At 61.3% G+C, this 11,663-nt stretch carries 7 protein-coding genes; 6 read left to right on the top strand and 1 reads right to left on the bottom strand.

All coding sequences use genetic code 11. From position 1 onward, the window contains the following. Positions 1 to 43: 43 nt before the first annotated feature. Positions 44 to 571 carry a molybdenum cofactor biosynthesis protein B gene (gene moaB / locus CHN51_RS16665; protein WP_100095019.1) on the bottom strand — a complete coding sequence of 176 codons (528 nt, stop codon included), beginning with the start codon at positions 569 to 571 and terminating at the stop codon, positions 44 to 46. 113 nt (positions 572 to 684) lie between these two features. Here moaB and CHN51_RS16660 point away from each other — a divergent pair, with 113 nt between their 5' ends. Genes CHN51_RS16660 through addA form a run of 6 tightly spaced genes read left to right on the top strand, consistent with a single transcriptional unit; the run spans position 685 to position 11,620 of the window. Further along, positions 685 to 3,036 (top strand): PAS domain-containing sensor histidine kinase, encoded by a 2,352-nt coding sequence (locus tag CHN51_RS16660; protein WP_100095018.1) that lies wholly within the window; start codon positions 685 to 687, stop codon positions 3,034 to 3,036. Positions 3,037 to 3,043: 7 nt separating this feature from the next. After that, a complete protein-coding gene (tsaE, locus tag CHN51_RS16655) occupies positions 3,044 to 3,487 on the top strand; it encodes a tRNA (adenosine(37)-N6)-threonylcarbamoyltransferase complex ATPase subunit type 1 TsaE (protein ID WP_100095714.1) in 444 nt (147 codons plus the stop codon). Next, complete coding sequence (locus CHN51_RS16650) at positions 3,484 to 4,470, top strand: phosphotransferase (protein WP_100095715.1); 987 nt, start codon at positions 3,484 to 3,486, stop codon at positions 4,468 to 4,470. The genes tsaE and CHN51_RS16650 overlap by 4 nt, the downstream gene beginning before the upstream one ends. Next, positions 4,467 to 5,183, top strand: coding sequence for a nucleotidyltransferase family protein (locus tag CHN51_RS16645; RefSeq protein WP_100095017.1), 717 nt, complete (start codon positions 4,467 to 4,469; stop codon positions 5,181 to 5,183). The genes CHN51_RS16650 and CHN51_RS16645 overlap by 4 nt, the downstream gene beginning before the upstream one ends. Next, a complete protein-coding gene (gene addB / locus CHN51_RS16640) occupies positions 5,176 to 8,175 on the top strand; it encodes a double-strand break repair protein AddB (RefSeq protein ID WP_100095016.1) in 3,000 nt (999 codons plus the stop codon). The genes CHN51_RS16645 and addB overlap by 8 nt, the downstream gene beginning before the upstream one ends. Continuing rightward, complete coding sequence (gene addA, locus CHN51_RS16635) at positions 8,168 to 11,620, top strand: double-strand break repair helicase AddA (protein ID WP_100095015.1); 3,453 nt, start codon at positions 8,168 to 8,170, stop codon at positions 11,618 to 11,620. The genes addB and addA overlap by 8 nt, the downstream gene beginning before the upstream one ends. The last annotated feature ends 43 nt before the right edge of the window (positions 11,621 to 11,663 follow it).

The raw sequence follows: 11,663 nt of genomic DNA, 5'->3' as shown, positions 1-11,663 counted from the left end.
TACCATACTATGAGAACATAGTAAGAACAAATGGATTTATGCGCTATTTTTCAAGCAGCCTGGGGATCAGTTCGACAAAATTGCAGGGCCGGTGGCGGCTGTCGAGCTGGGTATCGAGAATGCCGTCCCATCCGTCCTTCACCGCGCCGTTGGAACCGGGCAGGGCGAAGATATAGGTGCCGCGCGCCACCACGGCGCAGGCGCGCGATTGCACGGTCGAAGTGCCGATCTTGGCGATGCTCAGATAGCGGAACAGTTCCCCGAAGCCGGGAATATCTTTGTCCTTGACCGCATTCAGCGCTTCCGGCGTGATATCGCGCCCGGTCAGGCCGGTGCCGCCGGTGGTGATGATGACATCGACCTGCTCGTCGTCAATCCATTGGTGAAGCTGGGCCATGAGGATGGACTTGTCGTCTCTCAGCAGATTGCGGTAGAGCAGGACATGGCCCTTGCTCTTGATCCGTTCGGCCAAGATGTCGCCCGACGTGTCTTCTTTCGGGGTGCGGGTATCGGACACGGTCAGCAACGCAATATTGATCGGTTTGAAGGTCCGGCTTTCGTCGATGGGCATGGCTGCTCTCCACTTTGGTGCGACCCCGCAGATAGCTTAGTCTGTGGCGCATTTCCAAGTCATAAAGAATAGGGGTTTTCGTAGGTTAACTATCCGTCTAATCGGAATAGTCAATGTCCAACGTCCCTGATCTCACGGCTGTCATATTGGGCCTCATACTTGCTGCCTGGCTGGGCGTAGCGGCTTGGGCGATCTGGACCGGTCTGGCGATGAAGAGCAAGGCGGAATCGACCTTGCGACAGTCCGGCAGGCTGGGACGGTTGCTCGAAACATCTCCGGCCCTGCCGTTGCTGGTTCGTTCCGATGGCAAGCTGGAGGCCTCGCAAAGGCTGATGCACTGGCTCGGCTTTGATCATCTGCCGGCCCATATTTCCGAACTATCCGAGGAATCCCGCGGGATGATCCGGCAGGATCTCGAAGCGCTGATGCAGGATGTCAATCTCGCGCAGAAAACCGGCAGCAGCTTCGTTCGGGCGATCAAGGTGCGCGGTTCCGACAAGGCGCTGCTGATCCGCGGCGGGCTTGCGGATCAGAAAATCGCGCCCAACGGCAGCGCCCTCCTTTGGATTTTCGACGCCACGGACAGCGAGGGCGAGATCGCCAAGCTGCGCGATGAAAACGAGGCCGCGCGTGCGGCATTTGACGCGCTTTCCGCCCTGATCGAGGCGGCACCGGTGCCGATGTGGCACCGCTCGCCCGACATGCGCCTGACATTGGTCAACAGCGCCTATGTCGCCGCCGTCGATGCCGAGAATGGCGAGCAGGTCATTGCCAATGGCGTCGAGCTGGTCGAACCGGTCGACGGTTTCAGTCCGGTCGATGCAGCGGCCCGGGCGCGGGACAGGGGCGAACCGCTTGAACGGGTCGTTGCGACAACCGTGGGCGGCGAACGGCGGATGACCCAGGTGGTTGATGTGCCGCTCGGCAAATCGGGGATCGCCGGCTATGCGATCGACATTCAGGATCTGGAAGATGCGCGCCGGGAACAGCGGCGTTTCGGGGAATCACAGCGCGACATGCTCGACCGGATTTCCGCCGGCGTGGCCCAGTTCGGCGCGGACAAATCGCTGAAATTCTGCAATCTTCCGTTCCAGCGGATTTTCTCCATGCGCCAGCAATGGATAGCGGAACGACCGGAATTTCCGCGCGTGCTGGACCGCATGCGGGAGATGAACCGCATTCCCGAAGTCCGCGATTTCCCGGAATGGCGCGAGGAACGGACCGGCTGGTTCCAGTCCACCAGGGCGATGGAGGAAAACTGGCTGCTGGCCGATGGTACCCATCTCAGGGTGCTGGCCAATCCGACTCCGGACGGCGGGTTGCTGGTCATTTTCGAAGATCGCACCGAACAGGTCCAGCTGGCGAGCGCCCGCGATACCTTGCTGAGGGTGCGGACCGCCACTTTCGACAATCTGTTTGAATCGCTCGCGGTTTTTGCCGCCGACGGCAAGTTGAACATCTGGAACCACCAATTTGCCAATAATTGGGGTCTCGATGAAACCGACCTTGGCAAGCATCCGCGTGTCGACTCGCTGATGCAGAAAATGGCAGGTCAGTTGAAGCAGCCCGCCCGCATTTCGGAAGTGCGCGAAATGGTGCGCAGCGCCACGACCGAGCGACAGCAGAAAGGCGGCCGGCTCAACTTTGCCGATGGCCGCCGGTTTGAATTTGCCGCCATTCCCTTGCCCGACGGCAATGCATTGTTCACCATGCTCGACATTTCGGACAGCTACCGGATCGAGCAGGCGCTGCGCGAACGCAACGAAGCGCTGGTCGAAGCGGATTCGATCAAGGGCAGATTCCTGTCCAACATGAGCTATGAATTCCGGACTCCGTTGACCTCCATCGGCGGATTTGCGGAGCTTCTGGACCAGGGCATTGCCGGGCCGCTGACCGATCAGGGCCACGAATATGTCCGTGCGATCCTGCAGTCGGTCAAACGGTTGGGCAACCAGATCGAAAATGTTCTCGACCTCAGCCAGAGCGAAGCCGGCGCGCTGCCGATCGCCAAGGAAAAGGTCAATCTGAAGAGGCTGATCGAGGATATCGCGAGCCATTTCGCCGACGATGCTTCGGCCAAGGCGATCGGGGTGGAGCTGCAGCTCGATGAAAAGCTTGGTTCGGCGCTGGCCGACAAGAAGCGGCTCACGCAGGCCATTTCGCAGATCGTCGACAATGCGATCAAATATACCGATGAAGGCGGGCGGCTGCTCATCCATGGATCGGGCAATGTGAAACAGGCCCTGATCCATATCTCCGATAATGGGCCCGGCATGACCGCTGGCGAGCAGTCGAAGGTATTCGACAGTTTCGCCCGTTCGCGGGATCAGAAAGCCAACGAGAAATCGGGCGGCCTCGGCCTGCCGCTGGCGCGCCAACTGGTCCGCGCCCATGGTGGCGACCTGACGCTGACCTCCGAACCGGGGCAGGGGACGCTGGTCACCCTGCATCTGCCGCGGCAATGACAGCATGATGATCTTGCAAAGCGAGCAAGCCACCCTGGATGTCGGTCGGAAACTGGGCGCGCTATTGCGTGCGGGTGACAAGATCGCGCTGCGCGGCACGCTCGGCGCCGGAAAGACGACATTGGCAAGAGGCATTTTGGAAGGACTGGGCTATGGCGCCGAAGTGCCCAGTCCGACCTTTGCGATTGTTCAGCCCTATGAACCGCCGGAAACCCGGATCCCGGTCGCCCATGTCGATCTGTACCGGATTGAAGATCCGGAGGAGATTCCCGAACTCGGTCTGGAGGACGCGCTGATCGACGGCGCCATGATCGTCGAATGGCCGGACCGAATGCCGGACAGTTTCTGGACCGATGCACTTAATCTTCATCTGGAAATTACCGGGGAGGGCAATCGCCGGTTGACTTGGACCGCCGGTGACGCTTGGAACGATCGATGGCCATTGACATGAAACCGCCGCCAGCAGCGGTAGAATTTTTGCAGCAGAACGGGTGGAATGATGCCCATATTTCACCGGTCGCCGGAGATGCGTCCTTCCGGCGTTATTTCCGTGTCCAGGATGGTGAGCGGGTTGCGATATTGATGGATGCACCGCCGCCGCACGAAGACCCGAAGCCGTTTATCGATATTGCCGAGTATCTGGTCGGCGCCGGCTTTGCAGCGCCCGCAATCTTCGCCCGCGATCTCGATCAGGGACTGGTGCTGCTGGAGGATTTCGGCGACCAGCGGATGCGCGAGCATCTCGATGATCATCCGGAGGACGAGGACGCGATCTATCGTCGGGTGATTGATCTGCTGCGAGACCTGCACAAGGCGCCAGCGGCAGCGCTGCCGCCCTATGACGAGGCGCAATATTTGCGCGAAGTCAATTTGCTGACCGAATGGTATTGCCCGGCACAGCAGCTGGACGTCGATACAGAAGGCTTCGAGGCCATCTGGCGGCAAATTCTCGCGCCCGTGATCGCGGGCCAGAAGCCGCCGGTCACAGTGATGCGCGATTATCATGCCGAGAATATCATGCTGCTGGAAGACGGCCGGCTCGGCTTGTTGGATTTTCAGGACGCGCTGATGGGGCATCCTGCCTATGATCTGGTGTCAATGCTGCAGGACGCCCGCCGCGATGTCCCGGATGAACTCGAAGAGAACATGCTCGGCTATTATCTGGCCGATCATGACGCGGAGGCAGCTTCGGAATTCCGCAGCCATTACGCCATCCTTGGCGCGCAGCGGAACACCAAGATCATTGGTATCTTTGTTCGTCTTTGCATGCGGGACGGCAAGCAGCGCTATCTCGATTTTCTGCCCCGAATGTGGAGTCTGCTGGAGAAAGACCTGCTGCACCCTGCGCTTGCACCTGTCGCGAAATGGTTTGACCAGAATATCCCGATTGGAGTTCGTAGCCGACCGATGCCGGCCTCGAAAGAAGCCAAATGACCAAAGTCGACACCGCGATGATCATGGCGGCCGGACTGGGCAAGCGGATGCGTCCGCTGACCGAAACCCGGCCCAAGCCGCTGGTCGAAGTGGCCGGCAAGGCGATGATCGATCATTGTTTCGAGAAGCTGGTCGAGGCGGGAATCGGCAAGGCTGTCGTCAATGTTCACTATCTCGCCGACATGATGGAAGCGCATCTCGCTGCCTTGCCCTATCCGATTGATATCCGGGTGTCCGACGAGCGAGCGCAGCTGCTCGAGACCGGCGGCGGACTGGTCCAGGCAGAGCCGATGATCGAGGAAGATATTTTCTTCTGCATCAACAGTGATAATCTCTGGACCGATGGTCCCGCCAACAGCCTGTTGCAGCTGGCGGAAACATGGGACGGGGACAGGATGGACGCGCTGCTGTTGCTGATTGAGCGGGAAGCTGCTCACAATTATCAGGGCGACGGTGATTTCCATCTCGACGAAGAGAAGCGCATTTCGCGCAAGCTTCCGGACCAGAAGGCACCGCTGATCTATTCTGGTATCCAGCTGATCTCCAAACGATTGCTGCGCGATGCGCCCGCAGGCGCTTTTTCCACCAATATATTCTGGGAGCGCGCCATCGGCGAAGGTCGGCTGTTTGGTACAGTTCACCACGGCCAATGGTTCGAGGTCGGCTCGCCGCAAGCGATAACGCCGACAGAAGCCGCGCTGACGCATGTCTGACCGCCGTCGGCCAGCGATCTACAATATCGCCGCGCACGGCGGTTTCGCCGATGCGCTGGCACAGGGACTGATCGACCGCTTTGCCAAGGACGCATTCGGACTGGCCCGCGGGCTCGTCATATTGCCCAACAACCGCGCCCAGCGGGCCTTGCAGGAAGCGTTCGTGCGGCTGAGCGAAGACGGGCTGTTGCTGCCGCAAATGGCAGTGATCGGTGACCTCGATCTGGACGAATCCATCGGTGTAGCGCTCGACTCCGGCGAACTGGCGCTCGATATTCCGGCGGCCGTCGATCCGATGGACCGGCTGCTCACGCTGGCGCAACTGATCCAGAAAGAAATCCGGCTGCGTGACGATGCCATATTGGCCAAGGACGCACTGCGGCTGGCGCGCGAGTTTGCCAGCACGCTCGACCAGCTGAATGTCGAGGAAATCTCGCTGGCCGATCTGATGAAGACAGAGCCGGAGAGCCTCGACCTGTCCAGCCACTGGCAGGATTCCTATCGCTTCTTCCTGGTCATCGCCGAAAAATGGCGGCAGCAGCTGGAAAAATGGCAGCGGGTCGATCAGGCGATCCGCCGCAACGCCCTGTTCGATCATATCGCCAAAAGCTGGAAGACATCGCCACCCGACCATTTCGTCGTTGCCGCCGGCATCACCACCTCCGCGCCCGCCGTTGCCCGTTTTCTGGAAACCATAGCCTTCATGCCACAAGGACTGGTGGTCCTGCCCGACCTCGACCTGATCATGCCGGACCAGGAATGGGATATGCTGGGGCCCTTCCAGCCCGACCCGGACAGCGGCTATATAAAGCGCGCGCAGGAGACCCATCCGCAATATCATATGAAATTGCTGCTCGACCGGATGTCGATCGCGCGGGGTGAAATATTGCGCTGGCCGCGCACCGGCGAAAGCGGCGCAGCGGCGCAGCGCAGCCGGGCGCTGAGCAATGCTTTCGCGATCCCGAAACTGACGGTGCGCTGGCAGACGCTGGAAAGCAGCGAACGCAGTCTCGCCGGGGTGCAGACGATCGAGGCACGCAACAGCGCCGAAGAAGCGCAGGTCATCGCGCTGCTGGCGCGCGAGGCGCTGGAAGACCCGGACCAGCGGGTGGCGATTGTCACGCCGGACCGGTCTTTGGCAACGCGCATCTCGGCCCATCTGAAACGCTGGGATATCCAGGTAGACGACACGGCCGGCCAGCCACTGGCGAAGCTGCCGGAGGGTGTGTTCTTCCTTAACCTGTTATCCGCGGTTGCCGACGGATTCCCACCGGCGGAATTTCTCGCCCTGCTCAAGCATCCGCTGGTGCAGCGGGGCGAGGGGCGGCTTTTGTGGCTCGACCATGTCCGCAAGCTTGACCTGTTGCTGCGCGGCCCGCGTCCGGCACCGGGACTGGCGGGCATTGACGCGCTCTTGCGGACCGACAATCACCGGACGAAAAGCTTGCGCGCCGCCATCACGCCATGGTGGCAATCGGTGCGCACGATGTTCGAGCCGATGGAAAGTCTCTTCGCCTCTTCGCTCGACTGGCCGAAACTACTCGACCAGCTGCGGCAACTGGCCGAGAATTTGACCGATGGCGCGATCTGGGCCGGTCCGGGTGGCCGGGATCTGGCCGACCTGCTGGCAAAGCTGCAGACCCGCGCGGAAATGGGACCGATCCGGATAAAGGCAAATGAGCTGCCCGGCTATTTCGAGACCCTGATGACCGATATTTCGGTGCGTCCGCCCTACGGAGGCCACCCGCGGATCGCGCTTTACGGCTTGCTCGAAGCGCGGCTGCAACAGTCGGAACTGGTGATCTGCTGCGGTCTCAACGAAGGCAGCTGGCCGCAGGCGATTACGCCCGACCCATGGCTCGCGCCGATGATCCGCAAATCACTGGGCCTGCCGGCACAGGAACGGCAGATCGGTCTTTCCGCACACGATCTGGTCGGCGCAATGGGCGCCAAAAAAGTCATTCTCTCCCGCGCGCACCGGGATGATTCCGGCCCGGCCATTGCCTCGCGCTTCCTGCTCCGGCTGAAGGGCATGTGCGGGGACAATCTGAAGGAACATCCGCAGGCCCGCGCCTGGTTGGCCGCGATCGACCAGCCGGAAAGCGAACCCGCGCCCTATGTCCGTCCAGCGCCGCTGCCGAGCAGGGAACAGCGCCTTATCCCGATTTCGGTGACCCAGGTCGACAGCCTGATCGCAGATCCCTATTCCTTCTATGCGAAAAAGATCATGGGCTTTGCCGCCCTCGACATGATCGACGCCGACCCGAGCGCGGCCTGGCGGGGCACGATCATTCACGACATTCTCGACCAGTGGGCGAGAGAGGATGATTATGCCCCGGCGGCTTTGCGCCAGCGGGCGAAGGCTTTCCTGGACGATCCCGGTCTGCACCCGCTGATGCGCAGCCTCTGGGCGCCGCGCCTGCTGGAAGGGCTGGACTGGATCGCTGCTACGCTGGCGGAGGGCCGCAAGACTGGCCGCGAACCGCTGGCCTCGGAAATCTATGGCAAGGCCGAGATTGCCGGTGTCGAGCTGTCGGGCATCGCCGACCGTATCGACGGGATGCCCGATGGCGGTATCGCCATTGTCGATTACAAGACCGGCGGCGCGCCGAGCAACAAGGCGGTGGCCGAAGGCTATAATCTGCAGCTTGGCCTGCTCGCCGCCATCGCTGAGCTGGGCGGCTTCAAGGATATTGAAGGCGAGGCGGTTGCTTTCGAATATTGGTCGCTGGCGAAAAAGGGCGGCACCGACGAATTCGGTTATATCCGCTCCCCCGCAAAAGGGCGCGGCGAGAATATCATTCCGGCCGACGCGATGGTAGATCATGCCGTCGCCCGGTTCAACGAGGCCGCCGATCACTATCTGAAGGGCAGCGAGCCGATGACCGCCAAGCTGCATCCGGAATATGCCCGCTATGCCGACTATGACCAGCTGATGCGGCTCGAAGAATGGTACGGCCGCGCGCCGGCGGAGGCTCCGGACCATGAGTAGCGAAAAGCCGAAAATCTTTCCGCTGAAGGACCGGCAGATCGATGCGGTCGAACCCGATGCCCATATCTGGCTTAGCGCGTCGGCCGGAACCGGCAAGACCCAGGTTCTGACTGCGCGCGTTTTTCGCCTGCTGCTGACCGAAAAGATCGATCCTGAACATATTCTCTGCCTGACCTTCACCAAGGCGGGCGCGGCGGAAATGGCGGAGCGGATCAACCGGCAACTGGCCGCCTGGGTGCGGATGGACGACACCCTGCTGGAAAACGACCTTCGCGCCATCGGCGCGTCGACCGGACCCGAGGCGAGAGCCCGGGCGCGAACCTTATTCGCCCAAGTTCTCGATGCGCAGGGCGGGGGCCTGCGGATCATGACGATCCACGGCTTCTGCCAGTCCTTGCTCGCGTCGTTCCCGGAAGAGGCCGGCATCGCCTCGATGTTCAAGCCGATCGAGGACCGCGACCAGAAGATATTGGCGCGCGAGGCCTTGGGCGATTTGCTGCTCGAGGAAGAACAGGCCGGGCGCCCGCAGATTGTCGAAGCGATTCAGCGTTTGAGCGTCCGGATGGGCGAGGAGGCGACCGAGCAATTTCTGATGACTTGCGCCGCCAAGGCCGAAGCGATGGACGGGCTGCCGTCCGGCATCTTGCCCTTCGTCCGTCAGCTGCTGGGCCTGCCGATTGACGGCGATGCCCAGTCGTGGCTGGCCAGCCGCTGCACAGATGAAGCCATTGATCTGCGCGCAATTACCCTGTTGCGCGATGCGATGGCGGAAGCCGGCGGCAAGAAGGAACAGGAGCGGCAGCTCGCGATCCGCCTCTGGCTGAGCCTCAATCCGCAAGAACGCGCAGCAGCCTTGCCTGATGTTCATCTGGCCTGGGCGACCAAATCCACCGGAGCCCCGCCCAAACCCACGAAAGGCCTGCTCAAAGCTCTGCCAGACTATGATTTCATCGCCGGATCGCTGTATGAGTGGAGCAGCGACCTTCTCGGAAAAGCGGTCCTGTTCGAATATGCCGACCTGTTTGCGGGCGCACTGCAGGCCGGACAGGCTTTCTACCATCGCTATGCCGATGCCAAAAAGCTGCACGGCGTGGTCGATTTCGACGACATGATCCGGATGACCGCCCGGCTGTTGCAGAAAAGCGATATGGCGGAATGGATCCGCTACAAGCTCGACCAGCGTACCGATCATATATTGATCGACGAGGCGCAGGATACCAATGTCGCGCAATGGGATATCGTCCGCGCGCTGGCCGGTGAATTTTTTGCCGGCATAGGCGTGAAGCCCGAGCGGCACCGGACGCTGTTCACGGTGGGCGATTTTAAACAGGCTATCTTCGGCTTTCAGGGCACTAGTCCGCATAATTATGCCAATGCGCGCACCGAATTTTTCGCGCTGGCAGAGGCATCGGAACAGCCGTTTGGCGACCTGTCGCTGGACCGCAGTTTCCGCTCGACGCCGCCGATATTGAAAGTGGTCGATGCGACGCTGGAACAGCTGGGCCACGAACAGCTGGGGCTCGATCATCGGGTCCCTGAGCATCGCAGCAACTATCAGGATGCGAGCGGTAGCGTGACCTTGTGGAAACCGATTGCCAACAGAAGCGATGCCGACGATGAGGACGAGGAATCCTGGGCCAGCGAAGAGAAAAGGGTCATTGCCCAGCAGCTGGCTGTGCAGATCAAGCAATGGCTGTCGCCGGAAAACCCGCTTTGGCTGGAACGGCAAAAACGGGCGCTGCAACCCAAGGATATATTGATATTGGTGAGCAAGCGCGACGAGCTCAGTGCGCTCATCGTTGCCCGTCTGTTTGCCGAAAAGGTTCCGGTGGCGGGGATTGATCGTATCCGCCTCAACCAGCCGCTGGTTGTTCAAGACCTGCTGGCCGCGATCCGCTTCGTGCTACAGCCAAATGACGATCTCAACCTCGCCAGCCTGCTGGTTTCGCCGTTGCTCGGCTGGACGCAAGAGGATCTGCTGGCGCGCGGTCATCGCGGCAAGGCCAATGGCGAGAAGAGCCTCTGGGAATTTCTGCGCCGACAGGACGGTCTGGGAGAGCAGATAAAGCCGTTGCAGCAGCTGCTGGCGATGGCCGATTTCAACACGCCCTACCAGTTTCTCGAGACGATATTGTCCGGGCCGATGCAGGGGCGGCGCAAATTGCTCTCCCGGCTTAGCCATGCGGCGGTCGATCCGCTGGACGAACTGCTGGCGACCGCCCTGGCCTTCGAGCGGGATCATATCCCGACCTTGCAGGGTTTTCTCGACTGGTTCGACCGCGGCGATGTCGAAATCAAGCGCGAGCAGGTCGAGGGCGGCAATGAAGTGCGGCTGATGACCGTTCATGGCGCAAAGGGATTGCAGGCGCCGCTTGTGATCCTTGCCAATGCGACCTTTGACCCGGCGAGCAAGAAAAGCGGCGGTTTCAGCATCAAACTGGGCGAAGGGACCGGTCGCGAACTGGAATATCCGGTTGTCCCGGTCCGCAAGGCCGAGCGCGTCGGCATATTGGCTGAACATGCCGCCTATGCCGACAAGGTCGCGATGGAAGAACATTGGCGGCTGCTCTACGTCGCGATGACCCGCGCGGAAGAACATCTGGTCGTTGCCGGCGTGCTCGGACCCAGAGCGAAAGGCGAAGTGCCGGAACTGAGCTGGTATGGGGCGATGGAGCGCGGTCTGACGGCCTTGGGCAGCGAATGGCGCGAAGACCCGGACTGGCAGGCTGTGCGGGAATATCGGACGGAGAGCCGGAACAGGCCCGCTGCACCGGCGGCTCCCGAAAGAGCCGCTGACGGGGCAGGGGATCATGTGCCGGCGCCGGACTGGCTGTTCCGGGCTGCTCCGGAAGAATCCCGCCCGCCGCGACCCTTGACCCCCTCGCATCTCGGCCCCGACGATGCCAGCAATCCGCCGCCGGACCTGACCATGCGTGACGCTGCCGAACGCGGGATATTGTTGCACAGCCTGTTTCAGCGCCTGCCGAATATCGCGCCGGCGCGCCGGATGGATGTCGCCGACCGCTGGCTGGAAAAGCAGAAGCAGATCACCGATCCGGCGCGCCGCGCAGAGATCATCCAGACGGTGCTGACGGTCATGGGCAATCCGGCCTGGTCGGCGCTTTTCGCGCCGGAAAGTCTCGCAGAAGCGCCGATAGCCGCGGTGGTCGGCGAACATGTCATTTCCGGCACGGTCGACCGCCTGCTGATCACCGACGATCAAATCTATGTCGTCGATTTCAAGACCGGCCGCCGGGTGCCCGACAGTGCCGAACAGGCGCCCGTCGCCTATCTGCGCCAGATGGCGGCCTATGTCGCCGCGCTGGAAAAGATATTCCCGGATCGTTCGATCAAGGCCGGGCTGCTCTATTCGCACGGCCCGCAAATGCTGGAACTGGCCCCGGATCTGATCGAGCGGCACAAGCCGGGCTTTGAGCCGATATGAAAAAGCTTTCCGCTACCGCGCTTGAGCCGAGGCCTGACCATAA

It is taken from the genome of Sphingorhabdus sp. YGSMI21, from assembly GCF_002776575.1.
GTDB lineage: Bacteria > Pseudomonadota > Alphaproteobacteria > Sphingomonadales > Sphingomonadaceae > Parasphingorhabdus.
Note: the sequence above shows the minus strand (reverse complement) of the source record. Positions and strands in the feature narration are given on the sequence as shown.

What these genes read in the sequence shown, in the direction of transcription:
- moaB (WP_100095019.1), bottom strand. Translation starts at nt 571, where the DNA reads ATGCCCATCGACGAAAGCCGGACCTTCAAACCGATCAATATTGCGTTG.
- CHN51_RS16660 (WP_100095018.1), top strand. Translation starts at nt 685, where the DNA reads ATGTCCAACGTCCCTGATCTCACGGCTGTCATATTGGGCCTCATACTT.
- tsaE (WP_100095714.1), top strand. Translation starts at nt 3,044, where the DNA reads ATGATCTTGCAAAGCGAGCAAGCCACCCTGGATGTCGGTCGGAAACTG.
- CHN51_RS16650 (WP_100095715.1), top strand. Translation starts at nt 3,484, where the DNA reads ATGAAACCGCCGCCAGCAGCGGTAGAATTTTTGCAGCAGAACGGGTGG.
- CHN51_RS16645 (WP_100095017.1), top strand. Translation starts at nt 4,467, where the DNA reads ATGACCAAAGTCGACACCGCGATGATCATGGCGGCCGGACTGGGCAAG.
- addB (WP_100095016.1), top strand. Translation starts at nt 5,176, where the DNA reads ATGTCTGACCGCCGTCGGCCAGCGATCTACAATATCGCCGCGCACGGC.
- addA (WP_100095015.1), top strand. Translation starts at nt 8,168, where the DNA reads ATGAGTAGCGAAAAGCCGAAAATCTTTCCGCTGAAGGACCGGCAGATC.